This window comes from Nocardiopsis alborubida (assembly GCF_012396365.1).
GTDB lineage: Bacteria > Actinomycetota > Actinomycetes > Streptosporangiales > Streptosporangiaceae > Nocardiopsis > Nocardiopsis alborubida.
Genome location: NZ_JAAXPG010000038.1, coordinates 1 through 18,248 on the forward strand (window position 1 = coordinate 1; position 18,248 = coordinate 18,248).

The following is an 18,248-nucleotide window of genomic DNA, read 5'->3' on the forward strand; positions in this document are numbered from 1 at the left end:
TCGGCGGTTCGTGGTGTTTCTGATCGGGGTAAAGCCCGTTTCCCGTTTCGCTTCCGTGTTTCCTTGGAAGCGCCTCCCGAAGCCTAGCTGATTCGGAGCAGTGCTCGAACCGACCCGATTGGGAGGAAGAAGGGGTATCCGGCACGCCCGCGGATGTTCGCGTTCGCTTCGCTCGGAAGGGGTGTCGCAGCCCCTCGCGGCCCTGGGCCGTTCGGAGGCGACTCGGAGTACATTACCCGCGACCCCGGACTCTGGCAACTCGAAGTCGGCGTGTCCTGGGTCACGCTAGTTCAGCAGTGTGCCGGAACCGGTTCCCGGGGCGGCGTACAGCCACTCCACCTCCAGCTCGACGACCGCGACGGTGGCCGGCGGGTAGGCCGCCGGGCTCCCCAGGAAGGCACCGGCCAGCTGGGCCACCGTCGGGTTGTGCGCGACGACCAGGACCGTCCTCGCGTCGGGATCCACCTGGTTCACCAGCTCCAGGAGCGTGTCCACCCCCGCCGAGTACGCCGCCTCGGAGTAGTCCACCTCCGGGCGGGTCTCCGGTTCCATGGCCCCGAGCACACCGTCCAGCGTCTGCCGTGTGCGCCTGGCCGCGGAGCAGATGACGTGGTCGGGCACGTACCCCCGCTCGGCGAGCAGGCGGCCGACCGCCTCGGCCTGGCTCCGGCCCCGGTCGGTGAGACCGCGCTCGAAGTCCTCGAACCCGTTCTCGGCCTGGGCGTGCCGCATCAGCAGCAGCCTCCGCGCGTCGCTCACGGGGACACCGCCGTCGCGACGATGGAGAGGGCCACGATGAACGCCACCATGACACCCACGATGACGAACAGTCCCTTCATCCCGGACACCGGGAACCACCCCTTCGCTCGCTCGGCTGTGTTCCCAGGTTAGGCCCCGCACGAACACGGGCGCGGCCGCCCGGGGGATACCCGGACGGCCGCGGAGAACGGTGCCTCCCTACTTCCCGTCTCCGGCGCGGGCCTCCTCCCTGTGGTCGTCCGCACCGTCGTCGGCAGTGTCCTCACGGGCACCGCCGTTCCCGGCCGGGGAGACCTCCCCCTGCGGGGAGGCGCCTCCGCCGGTCTCGGGTGCGCCCTTGGGCGCGGACCGGCCGCCGGTCTCGGCGAGGTCGGTCTCGGTGCCTCCCCCGCGGCGCTTGGACCACAGGACCGCGCCGACGAGCACGGCGACGGCCGCCACCGCGATCCCCGCCCGCAGGACGACGTTGTCGGCGTAGATCACCACGCTGGGCGCGACGATCAGGGCGACGAGGTTCATCACCTTGAGCAGGGGGTTGATCGCGGGACCGGCGGTGTCCTTGAAGGGGTCGCCGACCGTGTCGCCGATGACCGTGGCGGCGTGGGCCTCCGAGCCCTTGCCGCCGTGGTGGCCGTCCTCGACGAGCTTCTTGGCGTTGTCCCATGCGCCGCCCGAGTTGGAGAGGAAGACGGCCATGAGCACACCGGCGGCGATGGCGCCGCCCAGGAACGCGCCCAGCGGGGCGTAGCCGAGGGCGAAGCCGACCGCGATCGGCGCGAGGACGGCCAGCAGGCCCGGGGTGACCAGCTCCCGCAGGGAGTCCTTGGTGCAGATGTCGACCACCCGCGCGTACTCGGGCTTCTCCGTGCCGTCCATGATCCCCGGTCGGGTGCGGAACTGCTCGCGCACCTCCATGACCACCCGGCCCGCGGCCCGACCGACCGCCATGATGGCGAGCCCGGAGAAGAAGAACACCACGCTGGCGCCGATGATGACGCCGACGAGCACGTCGGGCTGGTCCAGCGAGAGCGAGAACGCCTCGTCGGCGTCACCGAGCTGGGCCTGCACTGAGGTGCGGAAGGCACCGAAGAGCGCGGTCGCGGCCAGGACCGCGGTCGCGATCGCGATGCCCTTGGTGATGGCCTTGGTGGTGTTGCCGACGGCGTCGAGCCCGGTGAGGATCTCCGCGCCCCGGCCCTCCACGTCGCCGGACATCTCCGCGATGCCCTGGGCGTTGTCGGCGACGGGGCCGAAGGTGTCCATCGCCACGATGATGCCGACGGTGGTGAGCAGGCCGGTTCCGGCGAGGGCGACGGCGAACAGGCTGAGGGTGATGGAGCCGCCTCCGAGCAGGAACGCGGCGTAGACCGCTCCGGCGATGAGGAGGGCGGAGTAGACGGCCGACTCCAGGCCGACGGAGATGCCGGAGAGGATGACGGTCGCCGCGCCGGTCTCGGAGCTGTCGCCGATCTCGCGGACGGGGCGCCGGTCGGTCTCGGTGAAGTAGCCGGTGAGCAGCTGGATGGCCGCGGCGAGCACGAGGCCGATGAGGACCGCCACGACCGCGATGACCCTCGGGTCCGGGCTGGTCCCGGCCTCCTCGATCTCGGCCAGGACCTGCGGGCTGACGCCGGAGAGCTGGTCGAAGCTGGAGGGCAGGTACCAGAAGGCGGTGCCGATGACGAGCACGGCGGAGATCGCCGCGGAGATGAAGAACCCGCGGTTGATGGCCGACATCGCCGTCTTGTCCCTGGCGCGGGGGGCGACCAGGAAGATGCCGACGATGGCGGTGAGCACGCCGATCATGGGAACCAGGAGCGGGAACACCAGCCCCTCGGTGCCGAAGGCGACGCGGCCGAGGATCAGCGAGGCGACGAGCACGACCGCGTAGGACTCGAACAGGTCCGCGGCCATGCCCGCGCAGTCACCCACGTTGTCGCCGACGTTGTCGGCGATGGTGGCGGCGTTGCGGGGGTCGTCCTCGGGGATGCCCTGCTCGACCTTGCCGACGAGGTCGGCGCCGACGTCGGCGGCCTTGGTGAAGATGCCGCCGCCCACACGCATGAACATGGCGAGGAGGGCCGCGCCGAAGCCGAAGCCCTCCAGGACGATGGGGGCGTCGCCCCGGTAGAGGAGGACGACGACGGCCGCGCCGAACAGACCGAGGCCGACGGTGATCATGCCCGCCACGCCGCCGGTGCGGAAGGCGATGCGCATGGCGGTGCGGTTGGACGCCTCGTCACCGCCCCGGGCTGCGGCGGCGACCCGGACGTTGCCGCGTACGGCGAGCCACATGCCGATGAAGCCGGTCGCCGCCGACAGCAGGGCGCCGAGGGCGAAGAAGGCCGACCGGCCGATGGCGATGGCCCACGAGTCGGCGGGGAGCAGGAGCAGCAGGAGCGGGATGAGGACGACGAAGACCGCGAGGGTGCGGAACTGTCGTTTGAGGTAGGCCGCCGCTCCTTCCTGCACCGCGAGCGCGATGCCCCGCATTCGCTCTGTGCCCTGCCCTGCGGCGAGGACCTCACGTACCAGCACGCCCGCGACGGCGAGTGCCAGAAGGGCCACCACCATGACGATGATGACGAGGGTGAAGTCGGTGCCTGCCAGTGATAGGGCCATGCCGCCTTCAGCGGCGAGGTTGAGCCCAGACAATCCGTCCTCCTTGAGACGGGCACGACCTTTTCGGCCCCGTCCACCGGAGAACGCGCGGAACGGCTCGCCCTGTGGGCGCCGGTCCTCGCGGACGTGGACGTACCGCCGTCCGGAAGGAGCCTGAGCTGGCCCGACGGCACGCTTGGCGGGGTCGAAGCGGTGCCACCTTTGGTTGTGGTGCGTACCGCCCGTGCCGCATGTTCACGGGCGGTGATCCGGGGAGTCTACGCACGGCGGCAAAGAAAGGTGAGAGCCGAACCCGCCATTCCTCAAGAAAATCCGAAGATGTGATCTTCCGGTGATCTCAGGAAAAGGATAAATGCCTTTTTTGGTGGCATGCAGCTTATATAACATCCCATAATGCTGTAATACGATGTTAACGCTAAAGCGCACATAAGCTCATAAAAAGGGAATGAGCCCCGTAGGTCACACAGACCTCACTGGTCGCAGGAGGTGCTGGTGCCACGGGGCTCCCCGCGGGGTCCGTCACCGGTCACCGACCGGACTTCGCGCGGGCGTGCCCCAACGGCCGGAGAACGCGTACCCCGGCTGGCTATCCGCCGAGCAGGCGCATTCCCGACGGGTCGATCCCGTCACCCGGGCGGGCGCGTCCGGCGTCGAGGTCGTCGGCCAGGGCACGGGCGAACGCCGCCACACCCGCCACGTCCACCCCGTGTGGGGCGTCCGGTCCGAACGGCTCCACACGGTCCGCGCCCCGCCTCAGCAGGCGTGCCGCGCCGACCATGTTGCCGCGCTGGGCGTGGGTGACCCCCACGGCCGTCTGGGCGAGGCCGCGCCACAGCTCCCGCTCCGGGTCGGGCGCGGACTTCCACACGGCTTCGAGGACCTCGTGGGCGGTGAAGGCGTATCCCCCGTCGAGCAGCCGCTGGGCCTCCTCCAGACCTTCCTCCGCGGAGAACTCGGCGTCGTCGGGGACCCGCTCGACCTCGCCCTCGCTCCCGTGCGGCATCGGGCGCCCGTACCGGTCCCGGGGGCGCTGGTTCTGCGCCTGCCCGGTCTCGTTGCGGTCCCGCGCGCCTCCGCGGCCCCCGGACTCCCGGTGCCCGTCCGCGGTCTCCGTCGCCATCAGTGCCTCACCGCCGTTTCCCCTCGCCTGCGAGGACTCCGTCCGCCTCCCCGCCGAGATTTCCGCGAGCCACTCGACGAGCGCCTGGGAGACCTCCTCCGGTCGTTCCTCGTGCGGGAAGTGTCCCGCGCCGTGGACCTGCCTCCAACGGTAGGCCCCCGCCACCATGCTCCGTGAGGCGCGTGCCGGTCCGGGCGGGCACACCGGGTCGAGGGTCCCGTGGAGTTGGAGGACCGGGACGCGGACGGGAGCGCGGCGCATCCGCGCGTTGTAGCGGAGACCGTCCGCGCGCCACCGCGACCGGAAGATCCACCGGTGGCTCTCCAGGGAGCAGTGGGAGACCTTGGGGACGGCGAAGGCGCGGCGGTAGTGCTCCTCGGCCTCGGTGTCCGGCCAGCCGGGGCCCGACCACTCCCGGAGCAGGTCGCCCACGCGCACGCACCCGTCGCTCAGGAGCCGGTGCTCGGGGAGGATCGGCAACTGCGCCCGGAGCATGTGGCGGACGCCGGGGCCCCCGGAGGCCAGGACGCGGGCGGCGCGCAGCGGGTGCGGCGACGACACCGCGGCCAGGGCGCGCACGGTGCCGGGGTGGTAGGCGGTCATCGTCCAGGCGACGAGGCCGCCCAGGCCGTGTCCGACCACGACCGCGTCCCGTGAGCCGAGGGCGCGGACCAGTCCGGCGGCGTCCTGGGCGAGGGTGACGAGGTCGTAGCCGCGCGGGGTCTTGTCACTGGCGCCGTAGCCGCGCAGGTCCGCGGCGACCGCGCGGTAGCCGGCGTCGGCGAGCGCGGTCAGCTGGGCGCGCCAGGCCCACCAGAACTGGGGGAAGCCGTGGAGGAGGAGCACCAGCGGTCCGTCACCGGCCTCGGCGACGTGGAACCGGGCTCCCGCCGCGCTGACGGTCCTGTGGGTCCAGGGGCCGTCGACGTAGGCGGCCGAGTCGTCCAACAACGCGCGGGCCTACCGGGCCGCGGGAGCGGACGCCTCGGCGGAGTCGGCGGTCTCGACCGTGTTCGAGGGCGGGCGGATGTCGCCGCGCAGGATGCCGGCGAAGCGCGAGGTGGTCAGCGCGGTGCGCTGGAGGCCCTCCCGCTTGCGGAGGGTGGCGATCGCGTACAGGCCGAAGGCCGCGGCGAGCAGCAGGTAGGCGAGGGTGACGATGCCGAAGCTGGCCCAGCCGGGGAGTCCGGCGACCTCGTACAGGAGGAAGGCCGCGGTCACCGAGAGGAGGATGACGAAGATGTGGGCGAGGACCCCGACCACGGCGAAACCGGCCACGCCCTTGCCGATCTTGGCAGCGTCGGCCTTGGCCTCCAGCTTGGCCAGCTTGATCTCCAGGCTGACCAGACGGGAGATGTTGCCCGTGGCGTCTGAGACCAGTTCGCTGATCGAACGGTCGGTGTCCCTGGTGGCGCCAGGTGCACCGGTACCCGGCTTCTCCGCCATCGTGGAGGTTCCCTTCTCTCGGTCAGAACGCACGGATGATCCTCCGCATCCTCGCACATACCCCGTCTCGGACGTCTCTCACGGCACGCACAACGGCGCCGCCGCGTTTCGTCACACGGGTGAGCGACGGGCGCGGCGGCCACGGGTCTCCGGGGCGGAGGAGCCCCCGGGGAACGGCGAACGGCGCCCCGGACCGAGGCGCCGTTCACCGGTGGGCGGGGGCCCGCACACGCGGCGCGGACCCCTCGGCTCAGTCCTCCTGCTTGGCGGAGGGCAGCTGCTTGGCGATGACCTCCATGATCGAGGAGTCGGTGAGCGTGGAGGTGTCGCCGACGGCCCGGTTCTCTGCGATGTCGCGCAGCAGGCGCCGCATGATCTTGCCCGAGCGGGTCTTGGGCAGCTCGGGCACCGCCAGGAGGCGGGCGGGCTTGGCGATCGGGCCGAGCGAGGTGCCGACGTGGTTGCGCAGGTCCTGGACCAGGTCCTCGGGGACCTCCTCCTCACCGCCGCGCAGGATCACGAAGCCGACGATGGCCTGTCCGGTGACCTTGTCCGTGGCGCCGACGACCGCGGCCTCCGCCACGCGCGGGTGGGAGACCAGCGCGGACTCGACCTCGGTGGTGGAGATGTTGTGCCCGGAGACGAGCATGACGTCGTCCACGCGGCCCAGCAGCCACAGGTCGCCGTCCGCGTCCTTCTTGGCGCCGTCACCGGGGAAGTACAGGCCCTCGAAGCGCGACCAGTAGGTGTCCTTGTAGCGCTCGGGGTCGCCCCAGATCCCGCGGAGCATGGACGGCCACGGCTCGCGGATGACGATGAAGCCGCCCTCGCCGTCGGGGACGGACTCGCCCTGCTCGTCCACGACGTCGGCGACGATGCCGGGGATGGCGCGCATGGCGGCGCCCGGCTTGCCGGAGGTCACGCCCGGCAGGGGGCTGACCATGACGGCGCCGGTCTCGGTCTGCCACCAGGTGTCCACGACCGGGGTGCGGTCACCGCCGATGTTCCTGCGGTACCAGACGTAGGCCTCGGGGTTGATGGGCTCGCCCACCGAGCCGATGACGCGCAGGCTGGACAGGTCGAACTTGGCGGGGATGTCGTCTCCCCACTTCATGAAGGTGCGGATCGCCGTGGGGGCCATGTAGGCGATGGTGACCTTGTACTTCTCGATGATCTCCCAGAAGCGGCCCCGGTGCGGGGTGTCCGGGGTGCCCTCGTACAGGACCGTGGTGGCCGCGTTGGCGAGCGGGCCGTAGACGATGTAGGAGTGGCCGGTCACCCAGCCGATGTCGGCGGCGCACCAGTAGACGTCGGTCTCGGGCTTGAGGTCGAAGACCGCCCAGTGGGTGTAGGCGACCTGGGTGAGGTAGCCGCCCGTGGTGTGCAGGATGCCCTTGGGCTTGGCCGTGGTGCCGCTGGTGTACATGATGTACAGCGGGTCCTCGGCGTCGTGCGCCTCGGGGGTGTGCTCGGTGCTCTGGGACTCCACGGCGTCGTGCCACCACACGTCGCGGTCGGTCCACTCGACGTCCTGGCCGGTGCGGCGGACGACGAGGACGTTCTCGACCGCGGGGCGGTCGGCGACCGCGGCGTCCACGGCGGGCTTGAGTGCGCTGGCCTTGCCGCGGCGGTAGCCGCCGTCGGCGGTGACCACGAGCTTGGCCTGGCTGTCGTCGAGGCGCTGGCCCAGGGCGTCCACCGAGAAGCCGCCGAACACGACCATGTGGACGGCGCCCAGCCGGGCGCAGGCGAGCATGGCCACGACGGTCTCGGGGATCATCGGCATGTAGATGGCGACGCGGTCGCCCTTGCGCACACCGAGTTCGGTCATGGCGTTGGCCGCCTGGGAGACCAGGTCCTTGAGCTCGGCGTAGGTGATGGTGCGGGTGTCGCCGGGCTCGCCCTCCCAGTGGTAGGCGACCCGGTCACCGAGGCCGTTGGCCACGTGCCGGTCCACGCAGTTGACGGAGGCGTTGATCTTGCCGCCGACGAACCACTTGGCGAAGGGCGGGTTCCACTCCAGGGCGGTGTCCCAGGGCTGTTCCCACTGGAGCCTGCGGGCCTGCTCCTCCCAGAAGCCGAGACGGTCCTCGTCGGCCCTGGCGTAGGCGTCGGCCTTGACGTTGGCGTCGGCGGCGAGCGCCTCCGGGGGAGGGAAGCTGCGCGTCTCGTGGAGAAGGTTGGACAGTGTCTCCTGGCTCGCGGGAGTGCTGTCGGCCACTGTGATTCTCCTTACGTAGGCTGGTTCACACCCAATTAATCATGTGGTGCGACGCCCCGTGAACAGCCGGGGTGGCGTCCAGCGGCGGGGAAGGCCGGACGCGCGACGAACGGGCGGCGAACGGTCGCCCTGCCGCGACGAGCGGTCGCGGTGGCCGGTCCGCGCGGCGGCGCTGGCCCGCACCGCCGACCTGGCCCGCCGGTGTGGGCCTCCCGTGTTACCGGCGCGTAGTGTTGTTTTCCGTGAGCGAACCGACTTCTTCCCCCGCGTCCGACCCGCTGGCCCGGATCGCCGAGCTGCCCGGTGTGGCCGACGCGGTCGCCGAGACACGGACCCTGGTCGACCGCCTGCTGGGACACCGCGTGCTGCGCCGCCGTAGCAGCGACGTGTCCATGGAGTCCGCGCTGCGCGGCGCGGTCGCGTCGGCGGCGCTGGAGGGCGCCGAGGTCTCGATGGAGGAGATCCGCGAGGGGCACGTGTACGACACGCGCGTCAAGGGCGCGCTGCGGGTGTCCGGAGAGCTGGGGAGCCTGGTGGACACCTGGCCGAGGGCGCCGCGCCAGGCCCTGGCCCGGCTGCACACGCTCGCCGCGGCGGACGCGGTGCCCGCGGACGCGCTGGGCCGCCCCCGCGGGGCGGGGGAACGGGTCGAGGACCCGCTGGGTCTGGGCCCGGCCCCGGCACCGGAGACGGCGATGGCCCGGTTGGAGGGCCTGTACTCGCTGCTGGGCGTGCGCACGTCGGTCCCGGCGCTGGTGATGTCGGCCCTGGTGCACGGGGAGCTGATGGCGGTCCGGCCGTTCGGCTGGGGCGACGGCCTGGTGGCGCGCGCGGCGGAGCGGCTGACGCTGGTGGAGCGGGGCCTGGACCCCAAGTCGCTGGTGCCGTCCGAGCTGGGGCACCGGACCCTGCGGGACGAGTACGGACCGGCGTTGCGCGGGTACATGGGCGGTACTCCGGAGGGTGTCGCCGGGTGGGTGGCGTACTGCTGCCGCGCGGTCCGCGCGGGGGCGCAGGATTCGCTGGCCACCTGTGAGGCCCTCAAGCGCGGCTGAGCACGGGCGCCGTTTCCCGGCGCGGACGCCTCGGGGCGTCCGGAGCGGGCGAGGCGCGTGGAGCAGCCGCGAAAGGACAACAACTTTTGCCGAGTGGCAACTGTGCGCGACCGAAAGGTTGAACACCAACCGTTTATTTACCGACCGGCAGGTTCAGGAAGAGTATCGGTTCGGTCACGCTTGCCGCTTCCGCAAGGGAACGGCGGCCGCAGGCCCCTTGCCCGCGCACAGGACGGACGGCGCCCCGTCCTGTCTCTTGGGGCGCCGCCTCCGACACGTTCCACCGGGTTAGCAGGCGTCCATTTCCCTAGTCTGACCAGGCAGGACATCAGCCTGTCCGATCTAGACGGGCCTCACGGGGCCAAGTGGCGCGTGGGTTCCCGGTTCTCGCGTCGGGGTGGTTCTCAGCCACCGACTGCTTTCTTTCTACGCCGATGTTCCGGCGCCGAAAAGACAGTTGACCCGAATTTTTACCCTTGATTCCAGAACCGATACGGAACGTTGCGTGGTAACGTCTGTTCCGTCGTTCCCGGGAGGGCAGGCCGCCCGCTTCGCGCCTCCGCCGTGCGCGCCCCATTTCGCGTTCCGGCGGTATCCCTCTTCTTCGAATGACGCCCGTGTGCCTTCCGGTGGTCGCGAGAGCGCGTCTCTCCGCCGACCCTCACCAGAGAGCGGACCCGGTCCTACCCCCCGGGACCGGAACCTCGCGCGGCGGCCTTCTCCCCCTGTGAAGGCGAGTCCCCGCGTCCGCTCCTCTCGCCTGTCGGGCGGGGGTGCGTATCCGCCCCCGTATACGCGCCCCGCCCGCCAGGTGAACCGGACCGCGAAGGAGCCGGGTCTCAGGCGAACCGGACCGCGGGGCCTCCGTGACGCCCCCACACACCGGACTCCCCGCGTTGCTCCGAGCCCCGCCGAAGTTGTCCACAGCTTCGGATCGGGGCTTTCGCCGTCGTGCCCGGTCGGCGAAGGTCGAGGAAAGCCCTCGACCCGGGAGGTCCCATGGACGTCCAGCACCGGCCCCTGCTCGCGACCGCCGACCCCCTCCTCCTCGACGACCTCCTCAGGCTGGCCACCGCCGCCTCCACCGAGGTCGCCGTCGCCCACACGCTCGACCGGACGCTGAGCCTGTGGCCGCACGCCCCGCTCGTCGTGGTCGGCGCCGACCTGCGCGCGCTCCTGCGGGCCGCCGACCCTCCGCCGGGCCGCCACGTGGTCGTGACCCGGGACGCGGGGGAGACCGCCGCTGACGGGACCCTGTCGCGTGAGGGGTCCGCTCCGGCGGCCGCCGCGGTGCCCCGGCCGCGCGTCCCCCCGGAGCGGTACCGGCCGGGTGTTCCCGGGGAGGGTTCCCCGCCAGGCGTCCCCGGGGAGGACCCGGCACCGGACGCTTCCGGGGAGGGGTTCCCGCACGGGTCCGGAGAAACACGCGTCCTCCTGCTGCCCCGGGACGAGGAGCTGCTGGTCGACCTGCTCGCGAGGGCGTCGTCCCCCGACCGGGCGCCGGCGCCCACGGTGTCGGTCATCGGCGGTCGGGGCGGCGCCGGGGCCAGTCTGCTCGCGGTGGCGCTCGCCCTGGCCGGTGAGCGCGCCGGACGCTCCACCGCCCTGCTGGACGCCGACCCGTTCGGGTGCGGCTCCGACGTCTACCTCGGGTGCGACCGCGGCCCCTCCCCCGGTCCCGAGCGGTGGACCGGTTGGGGCGACCTGCTGCGCAGGCGCGGACGGGTGCGCTGGCGCGACCTGCGCGCCGGGCTGCCGGGGACCCCCGGGGTGTCGGTGCTGACCTGGACGCGCGGTCGTGCGCCGACGGGCCCCCTGCCGGTGGGTGCCGTGCGCGCGGTCCTGTCCTCGGCGGGGGAGGGCACCGACCTGGTGGTGGCCGACCTGCCGCGCTCCTTCGACCCGGCCACCACCGTGTTCCTGAACCGCTCCGACCTGGTGCTCGTGGTCGTCCCGGCGGACGTGCCCTCGGTGGTGGCGGCGACCAGGACGGTCGCGCGGCTGCGGGAGGAGGCCCGGACCGTGCGGCTGGTGGTGCGCGGCGCCCGGGGCGAACTGAGCGCGGACGTGGTGTCCAGGGCCCTGAAGGTGGACCTGGGCGCGGACCTGCCGTCCGAGCCGGGGCTGGCCCGGTCTCTGGCCGCCGGGGAGGTGCCCGCCCGCCATCCCCGTTCGCCCCTGGCCCGGTTCGCCGACCGGGTCGTGGCGGGTCTGCCCGCGCTGGAGAAGGTCCGGTGAGCCCTCTGGTGGAGGCCGTGCGCAACCGCCTGGTGGCGTCCGGGGTGCCGGTGAGCCCGTCGAGCGTCGCGGCGGCGCTGCGCGCCGAGGGAGGTCTGCTGGGCGACACCGAGGTGCTGTCCATGACCCGCCGCCTGGCCGCCGACCTGTCCGGGGCGGGGCCGCTGGAGGAGCTCATGACGTCGGGGGTCACCGACATCCTCGTCAACGGTCCCGACGAGGTGTGGGTGGACGACGGCGGGGGACTGCGCCGGGCGGGGGTGCGCTTCGAGTCGGAGGACGCGGTGCGCCGGCTGGCCCAGCGGCTGGCGGCGCAGGCGGGGCGGCGGTTGGACGCGGCCGTGCCGTACGTGGACGCCCGGCTTCCCGGCGGCGCACGGCTGCACGCGGTGCTGCCGCCGGTGGCGCCCGCCGGGGCGTGCGTGTCGCTGCGGCTGCCGCCCCGGCGGGTGTTCACCCTGGAGCGGCTGGCCGAGCGGGGGGCGGTCACCCCCTGCGGGGCCGCGCTGCTGCGGTCCCTGGTGTCCTCGCGGGTGCCGTTCCTGGTCAGCGGGGGCACCGGCACGGGCAAGACCACTCTGCTGTCGTGTCTGCTCTCCCTGGTGGACCCGGGAGAGCGGATCGTCCTGGCGGAGGACTCCCCCGAGCTTCGGCCCGAGCACCCGCACGTGGTCCGCCTCCAGACCCGTCCGCCCAACATCGAGGGCAGCGGCGAGGTGTCGTTGGAGGCCCTGGTGCGGCAGGCGCTGCGGATGCGTCCGGACCGGCTGGTGGTCGGCGAGGCGCGCGGGCCCGAGATCGTGTCCCTGCTCGGTGCCCTGAACACCGGGCACGAGGGCGGCGCGGGCACCCTGCACGCCAACGGCGCGGGCGACGTGCCCGCGCGGGTGGAGGCGCTGGGGTGCGCGGCCGGGCTGGACCGGGCCGCCGTGCACAGCCAGCTGGCCGCCACCCGGGTCATGGTCGTGCACCTGGTCCGGGATCCCGGCGGGCGGCGCCTGGCCGAGCTGCGGGTGCTGAGACGCGGTTCGGACGGGCTGGTGGACGCGGTGCCAGCGGTGTCCTTCGGTCCCGACGGTGCCCGCCGTGAGCACGCGGGGGCGGACGAGGTGGCGGCCCGTCTGGGCGGGGGGTGGCGCCGGTGGTGACCGCGCTGGTGGCCTGTTCGGGAGGTCTGGTGCTGCTGTGCCTGGCCCCCGGTGCGCGGCGCGGCCGGTTGATGCTCCTCCTCCCCCGTCCCCGGCGTCCGGTGTCGCGGCCCGTGGACTGGAGGGCGATGGTGACCCGTCCCGGTGAGGGCGCCCGGCGCCGCGGCGCGGTGGTGGTGCTGTGCCGGGTGCTGGCCGCCGAACTGCGCGCCGGACAGCCGCCGGAGGAGGCCCTGCGGATCTCCGCCGCCGAGGCGGGCCCGCTGGTGGGCGCTCTGACCGACGCGGCGTCGTTGCGCCGCGAGGCCGAGCGCGAACCGGACCTGTGGGCGCTGGCCTACCTGGCGGTGTGCTGGGAGGTGGCCGCGGACACCGGGGCGGGTCTGGCCGAGGTGGTGGACGCCCTGGCGGCGAACCTCACCGAACAGGAGGAGCAGCGCACGGAGGCCGCCGCGCGCACCACCGGCCCGCGCACCACCGCGATCGTGCTGGCCGCCCTGCCCGCCGTCGGGCTGCTGCTGTCCTCCGGCCTGGGCGGGTCGCCGCTGGCGTTCCTGTTCACCACGCCGCTGGGGGTGGCCTGCCTGGTGGGCGGGGTGGCCCTGGACGCTCTCGGAACCTGGTGGACGCTGCGCATGGTGCGCTCGGCGACCGCCTTTCCCTGAAAGGCGCCGGGCAGCGGTCCCCGGGCCAGGGCCCGGGGAGGGGGCCGGGCACGGTCGGCATCGCTCCGGTCACGGTGGTGTCGCGCGAGGAGAGTAAGGGGAGGACGGATGTTCCTGACGGCCGCCGCGGTTCTGGGAGCCGCGTGTGTGTGGATACTGCTGGGAGGGGGGCCGGCGCGCGAACTGCGTCCCCCCTCCCGTGCTCCGGCACGGCCGGGGCCGCCGGTCCGGCTGCTGGGGCCGACGTTGGCGGGGGCGTTCGCGCTGACCCTCGCGGTGGCCCTGTTCGGCGCGGTCGGAGGCGTCGTCGCGGCCGGGGTGTGCGCCGCCCTGTGGGTGCGCGGCAGCAGGAGCTCCGCTTCCCGTTCGGACCGGCTGCCGGTGACCGCCGACCTGCCCGTGGTGATCGGTCTGCTCGCCTCGGGGATCCGTGCCGGGGCGACGGTGCCCGCCTGCCTCACGGCGGTGTCCCGGGCGGCGCGGGGAAGGCTGGGGGAGGAGCTGGCTGCGGTGGCCGAACAGCTGCGCCTGGGTGCCGCTCCCGCCGAGGCGTGGCGGCGTCCCGCGCTACCCGAGCCCCTCCTCCCGGTGGGGCGCGACCTGGCCCGGGCCGCCGACACCGGGGCGCCGGTGGCCGACCTCCTGGACCGGCACGCGGCCGATCTGCGCCGCACCCTGCGGGCACGGGGAACGGCCCGGGTCGAACGGCTGGGCGTGCTGGTGGTGGCGCCCCTGGGGCTGTGCTTCCTGCCCGCGTTCGTGCTGATCGGCATCGTGCCGATGGCCGCCGAGCTGCTGTCCCGGGCCCTGGGCGGTTGAGACCCCGGGCCCGGTCGCGTGCGCGGTGACGCGGTGACGGTCAGGGTTCCCCGCCCCCGGAGCCGCGCCGCCGCTGGCCCTCGTAGGGGACGGGAAAGCGGGGCCAGCCGACGGACAGGCGCAGTACCGGCACCACGACGCACAGCACCGCCAGGATTCCGGTCGATACGTTGCCGACGATCCGCAACGCCGTACCGATCGGGGACGAGGCGGCGGCCGTGCGGTACACCACCGGTTCGCTGACGGGAGAGGGTGCGTCCGTCGCGCCGTGTGGATCGTTCCGCGCGGGCCCGGGCGGTTGCGGGGAGGCGGAGGCGGACACCGGCGACGGGTCGGCACACGGCTCGGGGTCTCCGGGAGGAGCCGCTTCGCCGGAGCCCCCGCGTGCCCCGGAGCGAACGGGGTCGCCGGAGCGAGCGTGATCAGCGGGCCCGACGGAGAGGGTGGAATCCCCTACGCCGGTGGTGTCCACGCTGTCGTGGGGACCGGTGGAGGGGGCGGGATCCTCCGGCTCAGCGGTGCTCCTACTGCCCTGGGGACCGACCGCGTGGGTGAGGCCAGCGGAACCAGGGACGTGCACGAAGTTCGCGGGGTCGTTGGAGCGGCCGGGCTCAACGGGACCTGTGGTGTGCGGCGCGGGCGAGGCGGGGCAGGGTGGTGCGCTCCCGGGCTGGGCGGGGGTTCCCAGCAGGAGGGCGCACATCAGCACGGAGACGGGGGCAGGGCTCATTCCACTTCCTCGGCGGAGACGGCGGCCGGTCCTGCCCGGGAGCGAGCACGGACGGGCCGTTCGATGAGGGACGAGGGGACCGCGACCACCACCTCGACGGTGGAGCCGGTGAGGACGCAGGATTCGAGGGAGGCCTGGTTGGCCTCGGCGGTGTCGCGGGCCCGCGCGCAGGCCCGTTCTGTTCCGTGGACGGCCCCGGCCGCGGCCGCGAGCGCGGCCAGGTCGGCCGCGGCGGTGGCGCGGTCGCGGTCGAGCCGTGCCGCGGAGGTCGTGAGGACGGCGAGGGTCGTGAACCAGAGCAGCGCGCCCAGGGCGACCCACCAGACGGTGGCGGAACCGGCGTCGGAGCGCACCGGGATCAGCTCCCCGGTTCGAGGGGAACGGAGGCACTGCCGTCCACCGGTAGGGAGATTCCCGGGCCGAGTAGGAGTCGGGTCCGTACGGTGACGCGGGCCATTCCCCCGTCCTCGGACAGGCGCACGTCCGCTCCGTCGGGAGCGGCGGTCAGCGCCAGGGCTCGGGCCCGGTCGTGGGGCTCGCCCCGGGCCAGCGCACGCGCGCCCACGCGCGCCGCGTCGGCGCAGGAGAGCTGTGCCGACGCGGCCTGGACCGCACCGAGGGCCACGGCCAGGACGAGCAGCAGGGAGGGCAGCACCATCGCCGCCTCCGCGGTGGCCGATCCCCGGTCAAAAACCCGAGCCGAGCGCATTGACCACGAGATCGGTGAGGACGTCCTCGACCGCACCGCTGGTGAGCACGGCGTAGAGGACCCCGGCGAAGGCGACCGCCGCGATGGTGCAGAAGGCGTATTCGGAGGTCGTCATCCCGGCGTCGGACGGGGGCGGCACTGCGGTGGGCCCGAAGGCGGGAGCGGACGGGAGCACGGGAGCGGACATGGCGGCCTTCCTGGTGGGGGCCGACTGCTCCGGCCCTCTTCCCTCCAGGTTCGGCGGGCGGGGGTCGAGGCGAAAGCCCCTTCCTCAGCCTGTGGACAACTCCGCGCCGCCGACGCTTCGTCCACAGCCTGTGGACGGCCTCAGTCCTCGCCGACCGCGAGCACCTCGTCGAGCAGACGCAGCGCACCGGCCTTGCTCAACGGCTCGTTGCCGGTACCGCACTTGGGCGACTGGATGCACGACGGGCAGCCCTGGTCGCACTCGCAGTCGGCGATGGCCGCGCGGGTCGCGGACAGCCACTCGCGCGCCGCCGCGTACCCCCGTTCGGCGAAGCCCGCGCCGCCCTCGTACCCGTCGTAGACGAACACCGTCAGCCTGCCCGTGTCACCGTGCATCGAGGTGGACACCCCGCCGATGTCCCAGCGGTCGCAGGTCGCCAGCAGCGGCAGCAGGCCGATCGCGGCGTGCTCGGCGGCGTGTGCGGCGCCCAGCAGCCCCACGTCCTCCCGGCGCAGCCGCTCCTCGCCCTCGGCTGGCAGCGTCCACCACACCGCACGGGTGTCGAGGGTGCGCTCGGGCAGGTCCAGCGACCACTCCCCCAGCACCGAACCGGTGCGCACGTCCCTGCGCAGGAACCCCACCACCTGGCGCACCACCCGCACCTCGCCGAAGTACACCGTGGCGCCGCTCGGCCACTCCTCCCGGCGCAGCACCGACCGGACGGTGATGTCGGTGGTGTCGCGCGCCCAGGTGCTGTAGGGCGGCTCCGCGGGGCGGACCAGGGCGACGCCCTCGTCGAGGTCGAGGTCGTCGACCAGGTACGTGTACCCCTGGTGCAGGTACACCGCGCCGGGGTGGACGGTGCCGTGGGCGGCGGGCTCGTCGACCTCACCGAGCAGCTGGCCGCTCCCGGTGTCGACGATCTGCACGGGCGGTCCGCCTGAACCGCGGATATCGGCCAGGTCGCTGGCCCGTTCATTGCTCGTCCAGAACCAGCCCCGCGGACGCCTGCGCAGCAGACGGCGCTCGACGAGTTCGTCGAGCCGCTCCTCGGTCGTCTCTCCGAAGAGGTCGAAGTCGTCCTTGGTGATCGGCAGTTCCTGGGCGGCCGCGCACAGGTGCGGCCTCAGGATGTGCGGGTTTTCCGGATCAAGGACGGTGGCTTCTACGGATCGGCCGAAAATGGCCTCCGGGTGGTGCGCCAGATAGGTGTCCAGGGGATCGTCCCGGGCGATGAACACCGCCAGCGCGTCCTCCCCGCGCCGTCCTGCGCGGCCCGCCTGCTGCCACAGCGACGCGAGCGTTCCCGGCCACCCGGCGATGAGCACCGCGTCCAGGCCGCTGATGTCCACCCCCAGTTCCAGGGCGTTGGTGCTGGCCAGGCCCAGGATCTCTCCCGAGCGCAGCGCCTCCTCCAGCTCCCGGCGCTCCGAGGCCAGGTATCCGCCCCTGTAGGCGGCCACCCTCCCTGCCAGGGCGTGGTCGCCGCGCTCGGACAACAGGCGCTGGGTGGTCAGCGCGACCACCTCAGCGCCCTGCCGGGAGCGGACGAACACCAGGGTGCGCACACCGTCGCGCACCAGGTCGGCGAGCATCTCGGCGGCCTGCGAGGGCGCCGTCCTGCGGATCGGCGCGCCGTGCTCGCCGGTCAGGTCGGTCAGCTCCGGCTCCACCAGCGCCACGGACATCCCCGGGCGCGGGGAACCGTCCCGGCTGACGGCCGTGACGGGCACACCGGTCAGCCGGGTGGCGCTCTCGGCGGGGCTGCCGGAGGTGGCCGAGGCGAGCACGAACACCGGACGCGTCCGGTAGCGGGCGCACACGCGGCGCAGCCGTCGCAGGATCTGCGCGACATGCGAGCCGAAAACCCCCCGGTATCGGTGCGCCTCATCGATCACCACGTAGCGGAGCCGACGCAGGAAGCGCGACCACGCCCCGTGGCGGGGCAGGATGCCGTGGTGCAGCATGTCCGGGTTGGTCAGCACGTAGTTGCCGTGCTCGCGCACCCAGGAGCGCTCCTCGGACGAGGTGTCGCCGTCATAGACGGCTGTCCGCATCCCCGGCAGGGAGAGGTCCGTTATCCACCGCAGCTGGTCCTGGGCGAGCGCCTTGGTCGGGGAGAGGTAGAGCACGGTTCCGCCCGCGTCAACCGCGTCCACAGCGGGTAGGAGGAAGGCGAGTGACTTTCCCGAGGCGGTACCCGTGGCTATGATCACATCACGGCCCGAACGTGCGAGGTCGGCGGCTTCGGCCTGGTGGGACCACGGTCCCGTGATCCCCCTGTCGGCGAGCCGTTCGACCAGGTGGGGCGCGGTCCACCCCGGCCATTCCCCGCTCACCCCGTCGTTGCGGGCCACGTGCTCGATGTGGGTCACCTGCGGGTACCGGGTATCGTCACGCCACACACCGGGAAGCACGGGCTCCGGTCGCCTCATCCGAGACCCCTCCTCACTGGTACGCGTTCGAGGCCCGCAGGCGCCTCCTACCCAAGGGTGGAGCACTGGGACATTGGTTTCAGTGTGACATCCG

At 73.1% G+C, this 18,248-nt stretch carries 15 protein-coding genes and 1 pseudogene; 5 read left to right on the plus strand and 11 right to left on the minus strand.

The features are described from left to right. Positions 1-285: 285 nt before the first annotated feature. From HGB44_RS28035 to acs, 6 genes and pseudogenes are all read right to left on the minus strand, one after another. Entirely contained in the window at positions 286-759 is a 474-nt protein-coding gene (locus HGB44_RS28035; RefSeq protein ID WP_082768608.1) for a SixA phosphatase family protein, read from the minus strand. A gap of 198 nt (positions 760-957) precedes the next feature. Further along, on the minus strand, positions 958-3,381 hold the full coding sequence (locus HGB44_RS28040; protein ID WP_061083160.1) for a sodium-translocating pyrophosphatase: 2,424 nt from the start codon (positions 3,379-3,381) through the stop codon (positions 958-960). A gap of 586 nt (positions 3,382-3,967) precedes the next feature. Next, on the minus strand, positions 3,968-4,501 hold the full coding sequence (locus HGB44_RS32195; protein WP_231972636.1) for a DUF309 domain-containing protein: 534 nt from the start codon (positions 4,499-4,501) through the stop codon (positions 3,968-3,970). Between the two features lie 96 nt (positions 4,502-4,597). Further along, a pseudogene (locus HGB44_RS32200) lies at positions 4,598-5,347 on the minus strand (alpha/beta fold hydrolase); the annotation flags it as partial. 114 nt (positions 5,348-5,461) lie between these two features. Beyond that, positions 5,462-5,947, minus strand: coding sequence for a phage holin family protein (locus tag HGB44_RS28050; RefSeq protein ID WP_061083162.1), 486 nt, complete (start codon positions 5,945-5,947; stop codon positions 5,462-5,464). Between the two features lie 250 nt (positions 5,948-6,197). Next, on the minus strand, positions 6,198-8,168 hold the full coding sequence (acs, locus tag HGB44_RS28055) for an acetate--CoA ligase (RefSeq protein ID WP_061083163.1): 1,971 nt from the start codon (positions 8,166-8,168) through the stop codon (positions 6,198-6,200). 242 nt (positions 8,169-8,410) lie between these two features. On the opposite strand from acs, the gene HGB44_RS28060 reads away from it, so the two are divergent. From HGB44_RS28060 to HGB44_RS28080, 5 genes are all read left to right on the plus strand, one after another. After that, positions 8,411-9,223: a Fic family protein gene (locus tag HGB44_RS28060; protein ID WP_061083164.1), complete on the plus strand. Its 813-nt coding sequence runs from the start codon at positions 8,411-8,413 to the stop codon at positions 9,221-9,223. 999 nt (positions 9,224-10,222) lie between these two features. Further along, complete coding sequence (gene ssd / locus HGB44_RS28065; protein WP_061083165.1) at positions 10,223-11,461, plus strand: septum site-determining protein Ssd; 1,239 nt, start codon at positions 10,223-10,225, stop codon at positions 11,459-11,461. Further along, positions 11,458-12,609 carry a TadA family conjugal transfer-associated ATPase gene (locus tag HGB44_RS28070; RefSeq protein ID WP_061083166.1) on the plus strand — a complete coding sequence of 384 codons (1,152 nt, stop codon included), beginning with the start codon at positions 11,458-11,460 and terminating at the stop codon, positions 12,607-12,609. Before ssd ends, HGB44_RS28070 begins: the two co-directional genes overlap by 4 nt. Next, complete coding sequence (locus HGB44_RS28075) at positions 12,594-13,274, plus strand: type II secretion system F family protein (RefSeq protein WP_061083167.1); 681 nt, start codon at positions 12,594-12,596, stop codon at positions 13,272-13,274. Before HGB44_RS28070 ends, HGB44_RS28075 begins: the two co-directional genes overlap by 16 nt. 108 nt (positions 13,275-13,382) lie before the next feature. Then, entirely contained in the window at positions 13,383-14,093 is a 711-nt protein-coding gene (locus tag HGB44_RS28080) for a type II secretion system F family protein (protein WP_061083168.1), read from the plus strand. A gap of 40 nt (positions 14,094-14,133) precedes the next feature. On the opposite strand, the gene HGB44_RS28085 is transcribed toward HGB44_RS28080, so the two are convergent. From HGB44_RS28085 to HGB44_RS28105, 5 genes are all read right to left on the minus strand, one after another. After that, entirely contained in the window at positions 14,134-14,322 is a 189-nt protein-coding gene (locus tag HGB44_RS28085) for a hypothetical protein (RefSeq protein ID WP_210752296.1), read from the minus strand. A gap of 497 nt (positions 14,323-14,819) precedes the next feature. Continuing rightward, complete coding sequence (locus HGB44_RS28090; protein WP_061083170.1) at positions 14,820-15,176, minus strand: Rv3654c family TadE-like protein; 357 nt, start codon at positions 15,174-15,176, stop codon at positions 14,820-14,822. Between the two features lie 5 nt (positions 15,177-15,181). Then, a complete protein-coding gene (locus HGB44_RS28095) occupies positions 15,182-15,532 on the minus strand; it encodes a TadE family type IV pilus minor pilin (protein ID WP_082768609.1) in 351 nt (116 codons plus the stop codon). Next, positions 15,510-15,719, minus strand: a complete 210-nt coding sequence (locus HGB44_RS28100; protein ID WP_061083172.1) for a DUF4244 domain-containing protein — start codon at positions 15,717-15,719, stop codon at positions 15,510-15,512. Before HGB44_RS28100 ends, HGB44_RS28095 begins: the two co-directional genes overlap by 23 nt. A gap of 140 nt (positions 15,720-15,859) precedes the next feature. Continuing rightward, positions 15,860-18,154 (minus strand): DEAD/DEAH box helicase, encoded by a 2,295-nt coding sequence (locus tag HGB44_RS28105; protein WP_210752277.1) that lies wholly within the window; start codon positions 18,152-18,154, stop codon positions 15,860-15,862. Positions 18,155-18,248 lie beyond the last annotated feature (94 nt).